This window comes from Pseudomonas brassicacearum, assembly GCF_918698105.1.
Taxonomy (GTDB): domain Bacteria; phylum Pseudomonadota; class Gammaproteobacteria; order Pseudomonadales; family Pseudomonadaceae; genus Aquipseudomonas; species Aquipseudomonas brassicacearum_F.
In genome coordinates this window covers 25,940-45,367 of sequence record NZ_CAKKMI010000055.1, presented here as the reverse complement: position 1 = coordinate 45,367, position 19,428 = coordinate 25,940, and the positions used below count along the sequence as shown (strand labels likewise).

Below are 19,428 nucleotides of genomic sequence, written 5' to 3'. Positions count from 1 at the left end.
GTCACAGGTTTTGTGTTCGCAACAGAATCCCATGTGGGAGCGAGCTTGCTCGCGATAGCGTCGGGTCAGCAGAATGGGGGCTGACTGACACACCGCAATCGCGAGCAAGCTCGCTCCCACAGGAGGGGCGGTGCATGCCCATCACTATTCAATGGAGTTGTATTTATGGGCCCATGGCTCGATAGCATCACCGGTTGGTTGACCGTCAACCCGCAATGGCTGGCGGTGGCGGTGTTCATCGTCGCCTGCGTGGAGTGCCTGGCCATCGCCGGCCTGATCGTGCCCGGTACCGTGCTGTTGTTTGCCATCGCCGTGCTGGCCGGTAGCGGCGCGTTGTCCTTGGGCGAGACGTTGCTGCTGGGCCTGCTTGGCGGGTTGCTGGGGGACCTGGTGTCGTACTTCCTGGGCCGGCATTTCCACCAGAACATCCGGCGCCTGCCGGGGCTGCGGCATCACCCGGAATGGATGAGCGCGGCGGAAAGTTATTTCCAACGCTACGGTATCGCCAGCCTGCTGGTGGGCCGTTTTATCGGCCCGCTACGGCCCATGTTGCCGATGGTGGCCGGGATGTGCGACATGCCGTTCCCGCGCTTCGCCGCCGTCAGCGTGTTGGCCGCGGCGGGCTGGACCGTGGCGTACCTGCTGCCGGGCTGGGCCACCGGGGCGGCGTTTCGCCTGCCGCTGCCCGAAGGTTTCTGGCCACAGGCCGGCGTGGTCATCGGCAGCATCGCGGTGATGATCGGGCTGAGCGTCAACAGCAGCCTGCGTCGTCATCGCCATGCCTCGGCGCTGATCGCAGGCATAGGCCTGGTGATCCTGATCAGCCTGTTCATCGGCTTTCGCTACCTGACCGCGTTCGACCAGGGCTTGGTGTCCCTCGTCCAGGAGCACCGCAGCCCGACGCTGGATGAAATCGCCGTGACGTTCACGCTGATGGGCGAGTTCCGCTACATGCTGATTTTCAGCGCCCTGCTGACCGGGTTGCTGTTGCTCGCGCGCCAATGGCGCCAGGCAATCTTTGCCGGTGGCACGATGCTGCTCTCCTCCTTGGCCAATACCGGCAGCAAACACTTCTTTGCCCGCGTGCGCCCGGAAATCCTCACCGACCCGCTGACCAGCTACAGCATGCCCAGCGGCCATGCCTCCGGGGCGTTCGCGCTGTTCCTGGCCCTCGCCGTCCTGGCCGGCCGCGGCCAGCCGCCACGCCTGCGCCTGACCTGGCTGCTGCTGGGCTGCCTGCCGGCGCTGGCCATCGCCCTGTCGCGGGTCTACCTGGGCGCGCATTGGCCGAGCGACATCGTCGCCGGGGCGATGCTCGCCGCCTCCGTCTGCGCCGCTGTCCTGTGGTTGAGCCAGCGCCAGACGCCGCTACCGGCCATGCCGCCAAGAATCTGGTGGCTGATCCTGCCGACGCTGGTGGCGGCGTTCAGCTTCTTCGCCCTGCGGCACTTGCCGCATGCGATGTTGCGGTATGCCTATTGAACACAATATCCGGGGGCACCGGAGATCCCATGTGGGAGCGAGCTTGCTCGCGATGACGGCTGTACATTCAACATTGATGCAAGCTGACCCACCGCTATCGCGAGCAAGCTCGCTCCCACAGGGGGGCGGTGCTGCTCAGTGGATGTGTTAGGTCAGGCAAAGAGTTCGCCCTGCAACTCATCGAGCAACGCCTGGATCGCATCCAGCCGCTGCTGGGGATCATCGAGTTGCAGCAGGTCGATCTTGTCCAGCTCATTGAACGGCAGCAGGTAGGCCAGTTGATTGGCCAGCGATTGCTGGCCGGTCGCTTCGGCGCCCATGTTCAGCGCCTCGACCATCGGGTGCTCGGCCAGGGCCTTGAGCAGTGCCACCAGGTCGGCGTCTTCCTCTTGCAGCGGTTGCTCCGGCTCCTCTTCCAGCCACTCGACCTCGGCGACGGTCAGTTGATCCGCCTGGACGCTGCTGCGATGCACGATAAAGCGCCGCCCGCCCTGCACGCGAATGCCCAGCAGGCCATTGTCCTGCTGGGAGAAATCGGTGATGCGCGCCTCACAACCGACCCGCGCGTAGCCTTCAGGCGCGATGCCGACTTCCTCGCCATCGAGGATGCACACCACGCCGAAACCTTCGCCCTTTTTCATGCAGCGCCCGATCATGTCGAGGTAACGCGCCTCGAAAATCTGCAAGTCGAGGATGCAACCGGGGAACAGCACGGTGTTCAACGGGAAAAGCGGCAAGTTCATAACCAGTTCCTTAAACCGTCATCGACACCACCAACGGCAGCAGCACCGCCGTGGCCACGCCCATCAGACTCATCGCCAGCGCCGCAAAGGCGCCGGTCTCCTCACTTTCCTGCAACGCCACCGACGTGCCCACCGCATGGGCCGCCAACCCCAGGGCCATGCCCCGGGCTTCAGGGCTATGGACCCCCAACTTCGTCAGAATGCTCGGGCCGAGGATCGCCCCGAGCACACCGGTGATCAACACGAACACCGCCGCCATCGCCGCGACGCCGCCGATCTGCTCGGCCACCAGCATGGCGATCGGCGAGGTCACGGACTTGGGTGCCATGGTCATCAGGATCATGTGCTCGGCACCGAAAGCCCAGCCCAACACCACCGCAGAGCCTGTGGCAAACACCCCAGCTATCACCAGCGTAGTAAAAATCGGCCAGAACAACTGCTTGATCCGTCGCAAGTTCAAATACAACGGCACCGCCAGGGCGACCGTGGCCGGGCCCAGCAGGATGCTGAGGATCTCGGTGCTCTTGCGGTATTCGGCATAGTCGATGCCGCAACCGACCAGCACGCCGATCAACAGCACCATCGACATCAACACCGGTTGCAGGAACACCCAGCGAGTCTTTTCGAACGCCGCCAGCACCAGTTGATAGGCGCCCAAGGTAATGCCGATGCCGAACAGCGGATGGTGGATCACCGAGGTCCAGGCGCCTTGCCAGTCGAGCATCATTGGCTGTCCTCCTCCGGGGCCGCGATGTGACGCCGGGCCAGGCGCTGCATCAGCAACCCCGTCAACGCCACGGACAGCACCAGCGACACCGTCAACGCACCGACGATGGCCCAGAAGTCGGCGGCAATGGCCCGGGCATAAACCATCACCCCCACGGCGGGCGGCACCAGCAGCAATGGCAGATAACGCAGCAGACTACCGGCGGCCAGGTTCAGCGGCTCGCTGACTTCGCCGCGCACCACCAGATAGCCCAGCAACAGCAGCAGGCCAATGATCGGCCCCGGCAACACCGGCAGGAACAAATGATTGATCGCAGTGCCCAGCAATTGAAACAGCACCAACCAGGTCAGGCCCCGTAGCAACATCCGCTCTCTCCCCTGCAACACTTACTCAAAGAATGCGCCGGCATTATAAGCATGCCCGCGCTATGGTTCGGCATTCGTAAAAAGCATGGTCGATGACCTTCCCGGCACGCCATGTTGATCTACAGTGGTTCTCCGGGGACGCAGATCCCCGTTCCAGAAAAAGTAAAACAGATGAACCCAAGGAGAGTCTCAATGCCCTACGTCCCCGTTGCAGCGCTCAAAGATTATGTCGGCAAGGAACTTGGACGTTCCGAATGGCTCACCATCGATCAGGACCGCATCAACCTGTTCGCCGAAGCCACAGGCGACTTTCAGTTCATCCACGTCGATCCGGTCAAGGCCGCGCAGACCCCGTTCGGCAGCACCATCGCCCACGGTTTCCTGTCGCTGTCGCTGATGCCCAAGCTGATGGAAGACATCCTGATCCTGCCTGAGGGCGTGAAGATGGTCGTCAACTACGGGCTGGACAGCGTGCGCTTCATCCAACCAGTGAAGGTCGATTCCAAGGTCCGGCTCAAGGTCGACCTGGTGGAAGTCACCGAGAAAAAACCTGGCCAATGGCTGCTCAAGGCCACCGCCACGCTGGAAATCGAGGGCTCGGAAAAACCGGCCTACATCGCCGAGCCACTGTCGCTCTGCTTCGTGTAAACCTGCGCGATCGCGAAACCGTCCAGGCAGTTTCGCATCGCTTCTGTATATCTAACGCGCATAGCTGCGGCATACTCGTCGCCTGATGACCTGGATCCCGTTATGCGCTTATTCGTCCCACTGACCCTGACCCTGCTGCTCACCGCCTGTGGCGACGGCGAATCGCCGCTGCCTCCCGACGCGCGCCTGCCCGACGGCGGTCGCTATCGCGGCGACCTGGTGGACGGGCTGCTGCAAGGCCAGGGACGCATCGACTACCCCAACGGCAGCTGGTACGCCGGGCAGTTCGACAAGGGCCAGTGGCACGGCACCGGGGAATGGCATGGCAGCAATGGCGAGGTCTATCGCGGCCAGTTCCAGCAGGGCCTGTTCCACGGCCAGGGCAGCCTGACCACACCGACCAGCAGCTACACCGGCAGCTTCAAGCTGGGGCGCCGGGACGGCGAAGGGACGCTCAAGGAAAACGGCATGACCTACCGGGGCGAGTTCAAGGCCGACCGTTATTCCGGCCTCGGACGCCTGGAACTCGACGACGGCAGCCAGTACCAGGGCCCGTTCGCCAACGGCAAGCCCAACGGTGAAGGCCAGCGCTTCGACGCCAGCGGCAACCAGTTCACCGGGCATTTTGTCGACGGGCAACTGCAGGGCAAGGGCACCTTCAACAGTGCCGATGGGGATGTCTACATCGGCGGCTTCAATAACAACCAGCTCAACGGTCGCGGTCGCTACGAAAATGCCGACGGCGATGTCTGGATCGGCCAATTCAAGAATGGCGCGCTGACCGGCAAGGGCGAACTGATCGGCGCCGACGGCAGCCACTACCTCGGTCAATTCAATGATTGGCGCTTTACCGGCGAGGGTCGCCTGAACCTGCCTGACGGCAGTTTTTACGTCGGCCAGTTCGAAAACGACAGTTACCACGGGCGCGGCACCCTGGTGCTGACCGATGGCACCGTGCAAAGCGGCACCTGGGCCAACGGCCAGCGGGTGCGCGACGCGGACGGCAAGCTGCTGCCGGATGTGCTCGAGCTCGGCCTGCTGGCCCAGGGCCGCCTGCTGGAAGAGGCCCTGGCTAACATCCCGGCCTCGACCCCGGCGGTGGAACTGTACAGCCTGACCCTGGGCGGCGATGGCAAGCAAAGCGTGTTCCTGCGCGAGTCCGACTATGTCGCCAACATGCTCACCAGCCGTTTCGGCGCATTCGGGCAGATCCGCCTGGTCAACCATCGCGATCACCTCGGCGACCGGCCCATGGCCAGCCGCGAAAGCCTGCGCCGCGCCGCCGCCACGTTGGCCGAACGCAGCGGCCCGGAAGACCTGATCTTCATCTACCTGACCAGCCACGGCACCAGCGAGCATGAACTGGTGCTCGACCAGCCGCGCATGGAACTGGCCGACCTGCCCGCCGATGAACTGGCCGTGGTGCTGGCGCCACTGAAGAACCGCGACAAGATCGTGGTGATCTCGGCCTGCTATTCCGGCGGTTTCATCCCGGCACTCAAGGATGAACGCACCCTGATCATGACCGCTTCACGGGCCGACCGGGTCTCCTTCGGCTGCTCCGAGGAAGCCAACTTCACCTATTTCGGCGATGCGCTGTTCGCCCAGGCATTGAACCAGACCGACAACCTGGAACTGGCCTTCAAACGGGCCAAGGCCACCGTTGCCGAACGCGAACAGGCCGACAATTTCGAAGCGTCCGAACCGCAGATGTGGGCGCCCAGGACAGTCCTTTCCCACTGGCAACTGCTGCGCAAACAGCAGGCACGAAAAGCATTGCAAAGTGCTGCATTGAACGACGAGGCCACAAAGAGCAACTAAGCTGAACCGCATCATGTGGATCAGCGACAAAACGACCACCTTCAGTGAGTTGATACGTCGGCCATGCTCCATTTCGGTCATCCATAAAAAACCCGCACCAAAAAATCTGGCGCGGGCTTGGGTGCAGCAGTGGCTCATTACATTTCGGTGAACGTATCAAGTACAGTCTTGATGAGTGACAAGACTGTCTTCATAGACGACCCATCCCCCTTCTTCAGGAGGACCTTCGCAGTCAATCACATAAGCACCACGCTTGAAGTAGAACGGGTATTTATCCCATTCCTCCTTAACCGGGACTGTGCATTCCTCATCATTCAGCTTGATATACAGATTACGCTCAGGGGTGATCTTCAGCTCATACTCGAATCGTTCGCCCAACAGTACGGGCAAGCTCAATACCGTCTCAACATCAGCCCCCGGGGTCGGGCGCAGATCTACGCGAGCAAAGCAATTCCAGTGGGAAACCATCAGAAAGGGGCTGGATGCGCCGTGGGCATGAATCTGCCCTACAATGACCTTGCCCTTCGATGGGGTTTTTAGAACACGGACTTGGCCACGCATTGCATGGTCATGATCGCCAATAGTCCAGTTGAAGTTATTAGCGCAGGCGTCAGTCTCCCGGCACTCAGTGCGGGGATAGGAACTGGTACCCGAGGTTTCACCTTTTACCGAACACCAGAAATTCTCATGACCCAATGGGTCGATCCAGAACAAGTTGAGGGGTGGGCAATCAGGGTGCCGATAGACACACCCCGATGCAGTGATGTTGCCAAAGTTATTCAGCATTGGTTTTCTCCTTGGCCCACTGCATACGATGCCTTTGGTTTCAGAGATAACTGCTCCGTTCAAGACAGGCTGGATTACGGCACAGCCGATGAACACGTTTTGTGACCACCTTTTTTTCAAAAAGTGTCGCCGTCGTCATGGAGGAGGATGCTGGGTTCACTCCTGAGCGGCGCCAATTGGCGAAAATTTTTGCTTAGTGAGTTACCGGACAGCGCTTCAGTTATGAATTTCGAAGCGTCCGAACCACAGATCCGGGAACAAATGTCGCGCAAGCAGCAGGCACGAAAAGCATTGCAAAGTGCTGCATTGAACGACGAGGCCACAAAGAGCAACTAAGCTGAACCGTATCAAGGGGGAAACACTATGTACTTGACGCCTCAGCATGTTTTGCTCGCCGGTGCTACCGGGCTGACCGGGGAACACCTGTTGGACCGGCTGCTCAACGAGCCGACCATTACCCGCGTATTGGCGCCTTCACGCCGGCCACTGGCTGAACATCCACACTTGGAAAACCCGGTTGGGGAACCGGCCCAAGTGCTACCACAACTCAGTGGCCAGGTGGACATCGCCTTCTGCTGCCTCGGCACGACCATCAAGAAAGCCGGCTCTGAAGCAGCCTTTCGCGCGATAGACCTGGACCTGGTCGTGGCATTTGCCAAGCGTGCCCGGGAACTGGGCGCACGGCACCTGGTGGTGATCAGCGCACTGGGGGCCGACGCCAAGTCATCGATTTTCTACAATCGGGTCAAAGGTGAAATGGAGGCGGCACTCAAGGCCCAGGGCTGGCCGCAACTGACCATTTGCCGGCCTTCCCTGCTGCTGGGCGACCGCGTCGAACCGCGCCTGGCCGAGCAACTGGCCGGACCGTTGTCCAAGCTGATCCCAGGCAAGTACCACGGCATCGAAGCCTGCCAATTGGCCCGCGCCATGTGGCGTCTGGCGCTGGAAGAGCAGGATGGGGTGCGGGTGGTGGAGTCGGATGAGTTGCGTAAGCTCGGCAAATGATTCTGCTGTGCCTGGACGGGCGTTTTGTAGGAGCTGCCGAAGGCTGCGATCTTTTGATCTTTTGATCTTTCGCTCTCGATTCAATTGGCAGGGGAAAGATCGCAGCCTCGTTGCACTCGACAGCTCCTACATAGCTCCTACAGGGCTCCTGCGCGCAACCCAGCTCGGCTACAACCCACCCGTAGCCTGAAACCCCACCCCTATCGCCGTGAACAACGACAACGGCAACAACAAGGTATCGAGTAGCGCACTGCCCGGCAGATCGAGACCCGGGTAGCTTGGCGCCTCGGCACCAAAGCGGTCCTTGGCGCAGCAGCCACCGTTGAGGGCGTACAGATCCAGGCGCGTGCCCGCGTACACCACCGGCGCGCCAGGCTTGGCGGCGTCGAGGGTGCGGGCGGTGGCGCAGCCGGTCAGCTGCAGCGCCAGCAGCACGATCAGCAGCTTATTCATCGCTGCTCAAATGATGCTCACCCCAACGCGGCAACATGTCCTGGGGGATGTTCAGCAGATTGAGGATCCGGGCGACGACAAAATCGATCAGGTCGTCGATGGTCTGCGGCTGGTGATAGAAACCCGGTGAGGCCGGCAGGATGCTCACGCCCATGTTCGACAGCTTGAGCATGTGCTCCAGATGAATGCTCGAGTACGGCGCTTCCCGCGGCACCAGGATCAACTGGCGGCGCTCCTTGAGCGTGACGTCCGCGGCCCGCTCGATCAGGTTGTTGCAGGCCCCGGTGGCAATCGCCGACAGCGTCCCGGTGGAACACGGCACCACCACCATAGCGGCCGGCGCGCCGGAGCCCGAGGCCACCGGCGACATCCAGTCTTCCTTGCCATACACGCGAATCTGCCCCGCCGCCGCACCGGTGTATTCGGTGAGGAAGGCTTGCATCATCTGGGTCTTGGCCGGCAGGGTCACGTCGGTCTCGGTGGCCATCACCAGCTGCGCGGCCTTGGAGATAAGGAAATGCACCTCGCGGTCTTCGCGCACCAGGCAATCGAGCAGGCGCAAGCCGTACGGGGCGCCGGACGCACCGGTCATCGCCAGCGTGATGCGTTCCGGACCATTGCTCATTTGAGGGCCTCGGCCAGTTTGCCGTGCAGGCCGCCGAAGCCGCCGTTGCTCATGATCACCACGTGGGTGCCGGGCTGGGCCTGGCTCTTCACGCGCTCGATGATGCCTTCCAGGGAATCACTGACAATCGACGGCACCGTGCACAATGCGGCGGTGGCGCCGAGGTCCCAGCCCAAGTTGGCCGGTGCGTACCAGATCACCTGGTCGGCATCGGCCACGCTTTCCGGCAGGCCGTCGCGGTGCGCGCCGAGCTTCATGGAGTTGGAGCGCGGCTCGATGATCGCAATCAGCGGCGCATCGCCGATGCGCTTGCGCAAACCGTCGAGGGTGGTGGCGATGGCGGTCGGGTGGTGGGCGAAGTCGTCATAGATGGTGATGCCACGCACTTCGGCGACCTTCTCCATCCGCCGCTTCACGCTCTTGAATGCGCTCAACGCAGCAATGCCCATGGACGGCACCACGCCAACATGCCGGGCGGCCGCCAGGGTCGCCAGGGCGTTGGCGACGTTGTGCTGGCCGGTCATGTCCCACTCGACCACGCCTTGGGACACGCCTTCGAACATGACTTCGAACTGCGAACCGTCATCCTTGAGCAACTTCACCTGCCACTGCCCGCCAGCGCCGGTGGTTTGCACCGGGGTCCAGCAGCCCATCTCGATCACGCGCTGCAAGGCCGGTTCGGTGGTCGGATGAATCACCAGGCCTTCGCTCGGAATGGTGCGCACCAAATGGTGGAACTGCCGCTCGATGGCCGGCAGATCGGGGAAGATGTCGGCATGATCGAACTCAAGGTTGTTGAGGATCGCGGTGCGGGGGCGGTAGTGGACGAATTTCGAGCGCTTGTCGAAAAACGCGCTGTCGTATTCGTCAGCCTCGATCACGAAGAACGGCGTGCCACCCAGGCGCGCTGACACCGAGAAATTCTGCGGCACGCCGCCGATGAGGAAACCCGGGCTCATGCCGGCGTGCTCCAGCACCCAGGCGAGCATGCTGCTGGTGGTGGTCTTGCCGTGGGTGCCGGCCACGGCCAGGACCCAGCGGCCCTGCAACACGTGATCGGCCAGCCACTGCGGCCCGGACACGTACGGCAGGCCTTTGTTGAGCACGTACTCCACCGCCGGGTTGCCACGGGACATGGCATTGCCGATGACCACCAGGTCTGGCGCCGGGTCCAGTTGCGCCGGGTCATAGCCTTGGGTCAGCTCGATGCCCTGGGCCTCCAGCTGCGTGCTCATCGGCGGGTAGACGTTGGCGTCGGAACCGGTCACGTGATGGCCCAGCTCCTTGGCCAGGACCGCCATCGAACCCATGAAAGTGCCGCAAATACCGAGAATATGGATGTGCATAGTCGACCTCGTAAAACATGGCCGCAGGTTAGCCTAGGGAGGGGGAAATCGCACCTTGTGTTTGAACCTCGGCGCACAGGCGGTCTTCTGTGGGAGCAAGGCTTGCCCGCGATGGCGGTGGATCAGCTTGTGGCGATGGTGAATGTGCCGCCGCCTTCGCGAGCAAGCTCGCTCCCACAGTTGACCGAGTTCTTTCAGGAAGAATGCAGTCAGGATGTGGGAGCAAGGCTTGCCCGCGATGGCGGTGGATCAGCTTGTGGCGATGTTGAATGTGCCGCCGCCTTCGCGAGCAAGCTCGCTCCCACAGTTGACCGAGTTCTTTCAGGAAGAATGCAGTCAGGATGTGGGAGCAAGACTTGCCCGCGATAGCGGTGGGTCAGCTTGTGGCGATGGTGAATGTGCCGCCGCCTTCGCGAGCAAGCTCGCTCCCACAGTTGACCGAGTTCTTTCAGGAAGAATGCGGTCAGGATGTGGGAGCACGGCTTGCCCGCGATGGCGGTGGATCAGCTTGTGGCGATGTTGAATGTGCCGCCGCCTTCGCGAGCAGGCTCGCTCCCACAGTTGGCCGCACAACCCCGGCTTGCTACTGGCTATTGAATGCTTTTGTGGCGAGGGAGCTTGCTCCCGCTCGACTGCGCAGCAGTCGCCTTCGGTTTCAGGGTGGAAAGAAAGCTTGGGGCTGCTGCGCAGCCCAGCGGGAGCAAGCTCCCTCGCCACAACAGCAGTCGGCAGACAGCAGTCAGCAGTCAGCAGTCAGCAGTCAGCAGTCAGCAGTCAGCAGTCAGCAGTCAGCAGTCAGCTGATCAATTATCAGTGGCTCAGCGGGCAATCGCGTGCTTGCGCAGCTTGCGGTAGAGGGTATTGCGGCTGATGCCCAGTTGTTCGGCCGTGTGGGTCATGTGCCAGCGCTGGCGCTCCAGGGCATCGAGCAGCGCCAGGCGTTCGGCATCCTCCAGCGGCCGCTCCGCCAGCGTTTCAACCAGCGTAATCGATGGACGCTGGCGGATCATGGCCGGCAAGTCCCCCAGGCCAATCCGCCCGCCATCGCACAGCGCGGCGAGGGTCCGCAGCACGTTGCGCAGTTGCCGCACGTTGCCCGGCCAGTCGAACGCCAGCAACGCCTGGCGCGCCGGTTCGTCGATGGAGACCTTCTCGGCCCCGCTCTCTTCAGCCAGCAGAAAATCCAGCAACTGCGACTTATCACTGCGCTCGCGCAACGCCGGCAGGGGGATTTCCAGGCCATTGAGCCGGTAGTACAAATCCTCACGAAAACTGCCGTCCTGCACCCGATCCAGCAACTGCCGGTGGGTGGCGCTGATGATGCGCACGTTCACCGCCTCGGGCTCGCCGCCGATGGGCACCACCTGGCGGTCTTCCAGCACCCGCAGCAAACGGGTCTGCAAGGCCAGGGGCATGTCGCCGATTTCATCGAGGAACAGCGTGCCGCCGTCGGCCTGCTGCAACTTGCCACGCATGCCTTCCTTGCGCGCGCCAGTGAAGCTGCCGCCGCGATAACCGAACAGCTCGCTCTCGATCAGGCTTTCCGGAATGGCCGCGCAGTTGAGGGCGACAAAATGCTTGCCGGCGCGCTGGCTGGCGTGGTGCACAGCCTTGGCGAACGCCTCTTTGCCGGAGCCGGTTTCGCCCTGGATCAGCAGCGGCACATCGCGCTCGAACACCCGCAGCGCCTTGCGAAAATGTTCCTGCAACGCCGCATCCCCCAGGCAGATGCCCGGCAGCCGCGCGGGCTCGATGGCCTTGAGCAGCGGCGCAACCGGCACCGGCACGCTGCGGGGCTGCCCGCGCAGTACGGCGAACAAATGCCGGCCGTCACGGGTGCGCAGCGGCCAGCTCGCACTGGCGTTTACACTGGCGCGGCCGAGCAATTCGTCCAGCGAACAGTCGAAAAAGTCCTCCACCCGCTGACCGAGCAAACTGCCACGAATATGCCCCAAGAGGTTCAGCGCACTCTGGTTGACGGCGTTGATTCGCCCTTCGCCGTCGAACGCCATCAAACCCTCGCTGAACAGCCCTACGGACTCGGCCTGCAGGTGGAAACGCAGCAGCCATTGATTGTCGAAGCAGCGCAGGAAATAGCAGCTCTCGATCATCTTCGCCGAGAGATTGACCAAGGCCATGGTGTGGAACTGGCTCTGGCGCGACACGTCCGGCCGGGCCGAAGACACGTCGAGCACCGCCAACAACTCGCCCTGGGGGTCGAAGACCGGGCTGGCCGAGCAGGTCAGTCCGGTGTGGCGGCCACGAAAATGTTCTTCCTGGTGGATGGTCAGGGCCTGGCGCTCCACCAGGCAGGTGCCGATGCCGTTGGTGCCTTCGCAGGCTTCGCTCCAATCGGCGCCGAGCCAGAGGCCGGCCCGTTCGAAAATCTTCCGTTCGCTGGGGGCGGTGACGCAGTTGAGGATCACACCCCGGGCGTCGGTCAACAGCACCGCGTGGCCGGCGCCGGAGAGTTGCTGGTGCAGGCTGGTCATTTCATTGCCGGCGATGTGCAGCACCTGTTGCAAGCGCTCGCGGCTTTCCAGCACCCGGCCATGTTCGAGCACCGTCGGCGCCAGGTTCTGGGCCGGGTCGAGGTGATAGTCCTCGAGGCAGCGCAGCCAGGAACGGGCAATCGACGGATCGCTGCCAGGGCCCTGCAAATGGGCCTTGCCCTGGGTGACCGTCAGGACTTGCTGGGCATGGCGACTCAAATGGTTGCTGTGCATTTTCTTATTATTCTCCCCTGAAGGACCTTTTGGACCTGCCGACACATTACCCCGTGGCGAGGGAGCTTGCTCCCGCTGGGCTGCGCAGCAGCCCCAAAACCTGAGTTTGCGGTGTATCAGGCTGACCGAGTTGGCTGCCTTGGGACCGCTTCGCGGTCCAGCGGGAGCAAGCTCCCTCGCCACAAAAGCGGTCCGTCCATGGCCTCGCCGTCGAAACCCAGCATCCTCCAGCCCAAGCCCCTTTGCAATGCTGGCGCGACCTGTCAGTCACAGACTGTCTCGCATCTGGCACAAACTGTCACACCCGCTGTATCGCAAGCGTCACACAACCCATCCGTTTGTCCGACCAACTCCTCCTAAAGTCTTGATTTACGGGCCCTGCAAGGCAATGGCCCAACCTTTGCTCTAGGCTTGATTACCAGCGCTCAATTTTGCGCGGCCCTCCCGTATAAGCACAAAAGCCAAGGAGAACTCATCATGCGTTACGCTCACCCCGGTACTGAAGGCGCTATCGTTTCGTTCAAGAGCAAATACGGTAACTACATCGGCGGCGAGTTCGTCGCGCCTGTCAAAGGTCAGTACTTCACCAACACTTCCCCGGTCAATGGCCAGCCCATTGCCGAATTCCCGCGCTCCACGGCCGAAGACATCGAAAAGGCCCTGGACGCCGCCCACGCTGCCGCTGATGCCTGGGGGGCCACGTCGGCCCAGGCCCGTTCGCTGGTCCTGCTGAAAATCGCCGACCGCATCGAAGCCAACCTCGAAGTGCTGGCGATCACCGAATCCTGGGACAACGGCAAGGCTGTGCGCGAAACCCTCAACGCCGACATCCCCCTGGCCGCCGACCACTTCCGCTACTTCGCCGGTTGCCTGCGGGCCCAGGAAGGCAGCGCCGCCGAGATTGACGGCAACACCGTGGCCTATCACATCCACGAACCGCTGGGCGTGGTCGGGCAGATCATCCCGTGGAACTTCCCGCTGCTGATGGCCGCTTGGAAACTCGCCCCGGCCCTGGCCGCCGGTAACTGCGTGGTGCTCAAGCCGGCCGAGCAAACCCCGCTGGGCATCTGCGTGCTCATGGAGTTGATCGGCGACCTGCTGCCGCCGGGCGTGCTGAACGTGGTGCAAGGTTTCGGCAAAGAAGCCGGCGAAGCCCTCGCCACCAGCAAGCGCATCGCCAAGATCGCCTTCACCGGTTCCACCCCGGTGGGCTCGCACATCATGAAGTGCGCCGCCGAGAACATTATCCCGTCTACCGTGGAACTGGGCGGCAAGTCGCCGAACATCTTCTTCGAAGACATCATGCAAGCCGAGCCGAGCTTCATTGAAAAGGCCGCCGAAGGCCTGGTGCTGGCGTTCTTCAACCAGGGCGAAGTCTGCACCTGCCCGTCCCGCGCGCTGGTGCAGGAGTCGATCTACGACGAATTCATGCAAGTGGTGATGAAGAAAGTACTGCAGATCAAGCGTGGCGACCCGCTGGACACCGAGACCATGGTCGGCGCCCAGGCATCCGAGCAGCAATTCGACAAGATTCTTTCGTACCTGGAAATCGCCAAGGGCGAAGGCGCCGAGCTGCTGACCGGTGGCAAGGTGGAAAAACTCGAGGGCAACCTGGCGACCGGGTATTACATCCAGCCGACCCTGCTCAAGGGCACCAACAAAATGCGCGTGTTCCAGGAAGAAATCTTTGGCCCAGTGGTGAGCATCACCACCTTCAAGGACGAAGCCGAAGCCCTGGCGATCGCCAACGACACCGAGTTCGGCCTCGGCGCCGGCCTCTGGACCCGCGACATCAACCGCGCCTACCGCATGGGCCGGGCGATCAAGGCCGGTCGCGTCTGGACCAACTGCTACCACCTGTACCCGGCGCATGCCGCGTTCGGTGGCTACAAGAAGTCCGGCGTGGGTCGTGAGACGCACAAGATGATGCTCGATCACTATCAGCAGACCAAGAACCTGCTGGTGAGCTACGACATCAATCCGTTGGGGTTCTTCTAAACGGACGGGGCGAGGCAGGTCATCCTGCTTCGCCCTTTAGATAGCTATCGTCGGATCGCCGCCCGGAGCAAGCTCGCTCCCACAGGGATTTGTGGATAACTCTCCTTCAGGGTTGGAACAGATCCACTGTGGGAGCGAGCTTGCTCGCGATGGCACCCTCACTGAATACATCAAAACGCCGTCCCACCGCTCTGGCATGAGCCTTGCGTGCCCGCTCCACAGCAAACCCGAAAGTCCAACAGATCAAACAATAAAAAAGACAGAGAGGACTTATGACTTCTACCACTCAACTCAAACCCACACTCGGCACCCTGCATTTATGGGGCATTGCCGTCGGCCTGGTGATTTCCGGCGAATACTTCGGCTGGAGCTACGGCTGGGGCACCGCAGGGACCCTGGGGTTTCTCGTCACTGCCCTCATGGTGGCGTTGATGTACACCTGCTTCATCTTCAGTTTCACCGAACTGACTACCGCCATTCCTCACGCCGGCGGGCCTTTTGCCTACAGCCGACGGGCCTTCGGCGAGAAAGGCGGGTTGATCGCCGGGATCGCCACCCTGATCGAATTCGTCTTTGCGCCCCCGGCGATCGCCATGGCGATTGGCGCCTACCTCAACGTGCAATTCCCCGAGCTGGACCCCAAGCTGGCGGCGGTCGGCGCCTACATCGTGTTCATGACCCTGAACATCCTCGGCGTCAGCATCGCCGCGGCGTTCGAGCTGGTGGTCACCGTGCTGGCGGTCGCCGAGTTGCTGGTGTTCATGGGCGTGGTCGCGCCGGGCTTCAGCTTCAGTAACTTCGTGCTCAACGGCTGGGCCGGCTCCAATGAGTTTAGCCTCGCCTCGATCCCGGGCATTTTCGCGGCGATCCCCTTCGCGATCTGGTTCTTCCTTGCCATCGAAGGCGCGGCCATGGCCGCCGAAGAAGCCAAGGACCCGAAACGCACGATTCCCCGCGCCTATGTCAGCGGCATCCTGACCCTGGTGTTCCTGGCCATCGGCGTGATGATCATGGCCGGCGGCGTGGGCGACTGGCGCACCCTGTCGAACATCAACGACCCGCTGCCCCAGGCCATGAAGGCCGTGGTCGGCAACGATTCAACGTGGATGCACATGCTGGTGTGGATCGGCCTGTTCGGCCTGGTGGCGAGTTTCCACGGGATCATCCTCGGTTACTCGCGGCAATTCTTCGCCCTGGCCCGGGCCGGTTACCTGCCCCGTGGCCTGGCGAAACTGTCGCGCTTCCAGACCCCGCACCGGGCGATCCTGGCCGGCGGCGTCATCGGCATCGCGGCGATCTACAGCGATGGCCTGGTCAACCTGCAAGGCATGACGCTGACGGCGGCGATGATCACCATGTCGGTGTTCGGCGCCATCGTCATGTACATCATCAGCATGCTCAGCCTGTTCAGGCTGCGTAAGACCGAACCTAACCTGGAACGCACCTTCCGCGCCCCGGGCTACCCGATCGTGCCGGGCATTGCGCTGTTCCTGGCGGTGGTGTGCCTGGTGGCGATGGCGTGGTTCAACACCGTGATCGGCCTGGTGTTCCTGGCGTTCATGGTGGTCGGCTACCTGTATTTCCAACTGACCGCCAAGCAACGCTCCGATGCACCGGCGGACGCTATGCTCACAGGTATCTGAAGTTGCACCGGCACCGGGCTGAAGGTCCGGTGCCTGCTATTTAAAAGTGCACACCGCCCCCTGTGGGAGCGAGCTTGCTCGCGATAGCTGTGTATCAGTCGACAAGTATTTTGCTGACACTCCGCTATCGCGAGCAAGCTCGCTCCCACAAGGGGGACGGGTTGTATTTGAGTTATTTAGAGAACCAGGAGGACACCGCCCCATGGCCGCATTCGCCCATTCCGTCGGCGCCCAGACCTACCGCTTCGACAGCCTCAAAGACCTGATGGCCAAGGCCAGCCCGGCGCGTTCCGGGGATTTTCTGGCCGAGGTCGCGGCGCTCAACGATGGCGAGCGCGTGGCAGCGCAGATGGCGCTGGCCGACCTGCCCCTCAGCCATTTCCTGCAAGAAATGCTGATTCCTTACGAGGTCGACGAAGTCACCCGGCTGATCGTCGACACGCACGATAAACAAGCTTTCGCCACCGTCAGCCACCTCACCGTCGGCGGTTTTCGCGATTGGCTGCTCAGCGACGCCGCCGATGAACAGAGCCTGCGGGCACTGGCCCCGGGCCTGACGCCGGAAATGGTCGCCGCCGTGTCGAAGATCATGCGCGTGCAAGACCTGGTGCTGGTGGCGCAAAAAATCCGCGTGGTGACCAAGTTCCGCGGCACCCTCGGCCTGCGCGGGCGCCTGTCCACCCGCCTGCAACCCAACCACCCCACCGACGAACCCGCCGGCATCGCCGCGAGCATCCTCGACGGCCTGCTCTACGGCAACGGTGACGCCATGATCGGCATCAACCCGGCCACCGACAGCACCGCCTCGATCTGCGCCATGCTGGAAATGCTCGACGCCATCATCCAGCGCTACGACATCCCCACCCAAGGCTGCGTGCTGACCCACGTCACCACCTCCATCGAAGCGGCAAACCGCGGGGTGCCCCTGGACCTGGTGTTCCAGTCCATCGCCGGCACCGAAGCGGCCAACGCCAGTTTCGGCATCAGCCTGAGCCTCTTGAAAGAAGGCTACGACGCCGGGCTCAGCCTGAATCGCGGCACCCTCGGCAACAACCTGATGTATTTCGAAACCGGCCAGGGCAGCGCGCTGTCGGCCAACGCCCACCACGGCGTCGATCAACAGACCTGCGAGACGCGGGCCTACGCCGTGGCACGGCATTTCAACCCGTTCCTGGTGAACACGGTTGTAGGATTCATCGGCCCGGAGTACCTGTACAACGGCAAACAGATCATCCGCGCCGGCCTCGAAGACCACTTCTGCGGCAAGCTTTTGGGCGTGCCGATGGGCTGCGACATCTGCTACACCAACCACGCCGAAGCCGACCAGGACGACATGGACACCCTGCTGACCCTGCTGGGCGTGGCCGGGATCAACTTCATCATGGGCATCCCCGGCTCCGACGACATCATGCTCAACTACCAGACCACCTCGTTCCACGACGCCCTCTACGCCCGCCAGACCTTGGGCCTGAAGCCGGCGCCGGAATTCGAAACATGGCTGGCGAACATGGGCATCTTCACCCAGGCCGATGGCCGGGTGCGGTTCGGCGACAACCTGCCGCCGGCGTTTCGTCACGCATTAGCTCATTTGGGATAAGCCGCATTGGGGATGAGAGAACTGCCCATGGATAAAAAACCTGTCGATCCACAAAACCCTTGGCTGAACCTGCGCAACCTGACCCCGGCGCGCATCGCCCTGGGCCGCACCGGCACCAGCCTGCCGACCCAGGCGCAATTGGACTTCCAATACGCCCACGCCCAGGCCCGCGATGCGGTGCACCTGGCGTTCGATCACCAGGGTATTCGCGCACAGCTAACCGAGCGCGGTCGTGAAAGCCTGCTGCTCCACAGCGCGGCGGCCGACCGACACAGTTATCTACAGCGCCCGGACCTGGGCCGACGGCTCGACGACGCCTCTGCGCAGGTCCTGCAGGATTACGCGGCGGCCCACCCTGGCGGCGTGGACCTGGCCATCGTCGTGGCGGATGGCCTGTCGGCGCTGGCGGTGCATCGCCATACCTTGCCGTTCCTGGCGCGGCTGGAAGAGCAGATCGCTGCTGACGGTTGGTCTGTGTCGCCAATAGTTTTAGTGGAGCAAGGCCGCGTTGCCGTGGCCGATGAAGTGGCGCAGCGGCTCGGCGCAAAAATGTCGGTGATTTTGATCGGCGAACGCCCCGGCCTCAGCTCCCCCGACAGCCTGGGGCTGTATTTCACCTACGCGCCCAAGGTCGGCCTGACCGATGCTTATCGCAACAGCATCTCCAATGTCCGCCTCGAAGGCCTGAGCTACGGCATGGCCGCCCACCGCCTGATCTACCTGATGCGCGAGGCCTGTCGCCGGCAGCTTTCGGGGGTCAATCTGAAGGACGAAGCCCAGGTAAACACTCTAGAGTCGGAAAACGCTGCCGATATGAAAGGTAATTTCCTACTGGCGCCGCCCCCAAGCTGATCCGTTTATCCGATTGCGTTTTTGATCCGCTTTCAGGCAGCATCAAAAGCACGGCAGCGCGACATTGTTGTCTGAATACCTGTCGACCCTTGCAGACGAGACCTACCATGCGGATTATCCAAGCGACCCTGGAACACCTGGACCTGCTGACCCCATTGTTCGTCAAATACCGGGAATTCTACGGCTCCCTGCCCTACCCGGATTCGTCCCGAGCCTTCCTCGAAAAACGCCTGCGCCGCAAGGAATCGGTGATCTACCTGGCCTTGCCGGATGACGACGACAACAAGTTGCTGGGCTTCTGCCAGCTCTACCCGAGCTTTTCGTCGCTGTCGCTCAAGCGCGTGTGGATCCTCAACGACATCTACGTCGCCGAAGACGCCCGCCGCCAACTGGTGGCCGACAACCTGATCCGCACCGCGAAAAAAATGGCCAAGGAAACCAACGCCGTGCGTATGCGCGTCTCCACCAGCAGCAACAACGACGTGGCGCAGAAGACCTATGAGTCGATTGGGTTCAAGGAAGATACCGAGTTCAAGAACTATGTGTTGCCGATTAGCGAAGGGATTTGAAGCGCTCAGAGCAATGTTGGAGGTCGGGGACATATCCGTTGC

The 19,428-nt window shown here is 62.2% G+C and carries 18 protein-coding genes; 10 read left to right on the top strand and 8 right to left on the bottom strand.

The annotated features are described in order from the left end of the window. The first annotated feature begins 165 nt into the window (after positions 1–165). Entirely contained in the window at positions 166–1,482 is a 1,317-nt protein-coding gene (locus LQ215_RS20390) for a bifunctional DedA family/phosphatase PAP2 family protein (RefSeq protein ID WP_230152305.1), read from the top strand. A gap of 152 nt (positions 1,483–1,634) precedes the next feature. On the opposite strand, the gene LQ215_RS20385 is transcribed toward LQ215_RS20390, so the two are convergent. Genes LQ215_RS20385 through LQ215_RS20375 form a run of 3 tightly spaced genes read right to left on the bottom strand, consistent with a single transcriptional unit; the run spans position 1,635 to position 3,317 of the window. Continuing rightward, positions 1,635–2,225, bottom strand: a complete 591-nt coding sequence (locus tag LQ215_RS20385) for an LON peptidase substrate-binding domain-containing protein (protein ID WP_230152303.1) — start codon at positions 2,223–2,225, stop codon at positions 1,635–1,637. Positions 2,226–2,235: 10 nt separating this feature from the next. Further along, positions 2,236–2,952 (bottom strand): LrgB family protein, encoded by a 717-nt coding sequence (locus LQ215_RS20380; protein WP_230152302.1) that lies wholly within the window; start codon positions 2,950–2,952, stop codon positions 2,236–2,238. Beyond that, positions 2,949–3,317 (bottom strand): CidA/LrgA family protein, encoded by a 369-nt coding sequence (locus LQ215_RS20375; RefSeq protein WP_230152301.1) that lies wholly within the window; start codon positions 3,315–3,317, stop codon positions 2,949–2,951. Before LQ215_RS20375 ends, LQ215_RS20380 begins: the two co-directional genes overlap by 4 nt. A gap of 192 nt (positions 3,318–3,509) precedes the next feature. On the opposite strand from LQ215_RS20375, the gene LQ215_RS20370 reads away from it, so the two are divergent. Together LQ215_RS20370 and LQ215_RS20365 are read left to right on the top strand one after the other, a co-directional pair. After that, positions 3,510–3,965, top strand: a complete 456-nt coding sequence (locus tag LQ215_RS20370; RefSeq protein WP_003185804.1) for a MaoC family dehydratase — start codon at positions 3,510–3,512, stop codon at positions 3,963–3,965. A gap of 102 nt (positions 3,966–4,067) precedes the next feature. Next, a complete protein-coding gene (locus LQ215_RS20365) occupies positions 4,068–5,786 on the top strand; it encodes a C13 family peptidase (protein WP_230152300.1) in 1,719 nt (572 codons plus the stop codon). A gap of 156 nt (positions 5,787–5,942) precedes the next feature. Here LQ215_RS20365 and LQ215_RS20360 read toward each other — a convergent pair whose 3' ends face one another. Beyond that, positions 5,943–6,572 (bottom strand): polysaccharide lyase family 7 protein, encoded by a 630-nt coding sequence (locus LQ215_RS20360; RefSeq protein ID WP_230152299.1) that lies wholly within the window; start codon positions 6,570–6,572, stop codon positions 5,943–5,945. A 147-nt stretch (positions 6,573–6,719) separates the two neighbouring features. Here LQ215_RS20360 and LQ215_RS20355 point away from each other — a divergent pair, with 147 nt between their 5' ends. Further along, positions 6,720–6,908, top strand: coding sequence for a hypothetical protein (locus tag LQ215_RS20355; RefSeq protein ID WP_230152298.1), 189 nt, complete (start codon positions 6,720–6,722; stop codon positions 6,906–6,908). A 27-nt stretch (positions 6,909–6,935) separates the two neighbouring features. Beyond that, positions 6,936–7,577 (top strand): oxidoreductase, encoded by a 642-nt coding sequence (locus tag LQ215_RS20350; protein ID WP_003205912.1) that lies wholly within the window; start codon positions 6,936–6,938, stop codon positions 7,575–7,577. 168 nt (positions 7,578–7,745) lie between these two features. On the opposite strand, the gene LQ215_RS20345 is transcribed toward LQ215_RS20350, so the two are convergent. From LQ215_RS20345 to LQ215_RS20330, 4 genes are all read right to left on the bottom strand, one after another. Then, on the bottom strand, positions 7,746–8,030 hold the full coding sequence (locus LQ215_RS20345; protein ID WP_003205913.1) for a YceK/YidQ family lipoprotein: 285 nt from the start codon (positions 8,028–8,030) through the stop codon (positions 7,746–7,748). Continuing rightward, entirely contained in the window at positions 8,023–8,655 is a 633-nt protein-coding gene (gene ubiX / locus LQ215_RS20340; RefSeq protein ID WP_230152297.1) for a flavin prenyltransferase UbiX, read from the bottom strand. The genes LQ215_RS20345 and ubiX overlap by 8 nt, the downstream gene beginning before the upstream one ends. Beyond that, positions 8,652–10,001 (bottom strand): UDP-N-acetylmuramate:L-alanyl-gamma-D-glutamyl-meso-diaminopimelate ligase, encoded by a 1,350-nt coding sequence (gene mpl / locus LQ215_RS20335; protein WP_230152296.1) that lies wholly within the window; start codon positions 9,999–10,001, stop codon positions 8,652–8,654. The genes ubiX and mpl overlap by 4 nt, the downstream gene beginning before the upstream one ends. Before the next feature lie 818 nt (positions 10,002–10,819). After that, positions 10,820–12,727 carry a sigma-54-dependent Fis family transcriptional regulator gene (locus LQ215_RS20330; protein ID WP_230152294.1) on the bottom strand — a complete coding sequence of 636 codons (1,908 nt, stop codon included), beginning with the start codon at positions 12,725–12,727 and terminating at the stop codon, positions 10,820–10,822. Between the two features lie 477 nt (positions 12,728–13,204). On the opposite strand from LQ215_RS20330, the gene exaC reads away from it, so the two are divergent. The 5 genes from exaC to LQ215_RS20305 all read left to right on the top strand — a co-directional run bounded on the left by exaC (position 13,205) and on the right by LQ215_RS20305 (position 19,386). Beyond that, positions 13,205–14,725, top strand: a complete 1,521-nt coding sequence (gene exaC, locus LQ215_RS20325; protein WP_014340393.1) for an acetaldehyde dehydrogenase ExaC — start codon at positions 13,205–13,207, stop codon at positions 14,723–14,725. A 272-nt stretch (positions 14,726–14,997) separates the two neighbouring features. After that, positions 14,998–16,368, top strand: coding sequence for an ethanolamine permease (eat, locus tag LQ215_RS20320; protein WP_230152292.1), 1,371 nt, complete (start codon positions 14,998–15,000; stop codon positions 16,366–16,368). Positions 16,369–16,570: 202 nt separating this feature from the next. Continuing rightward, entirely contained in the window at positions 16,571–17,965 is a 1,395-nt protein-coding gene (locus LQ215_RS20315; RefSeq protein ID WP_230152291.1) for an ethanolamine ammonia-lyase subunit EutB, read from the top strand. A gap of 27 nt (positions 17,966–17,992) precedes the next feature. After that, a complete protein-coding gene (eutC, locus tag LQ215_RS20310) occupies positions 17,993–18,817 on the top strand; it encodes an ethanolamine ammonia-lyase subunit EutC (RefSeq protein WP_230152289.1) in 825 nt (274 codons plus the stop codon). Between the two features lie 107 nt (positions 18,818–18,924). Then, positions 18,925–19,386: a GNAT family N-acetyltransferase gene (locus LQ215_RS20305; RefSeq protein WP_230152288.1), complete on the top strand. Its 462-nt coding sequence runs from the start codon at positions 18,925–18,927 to the stop codon at positions 19,384–19,386. The last annotated feature ends 42 nt before the right edge of the window (positions 19,387–19,428 follow it).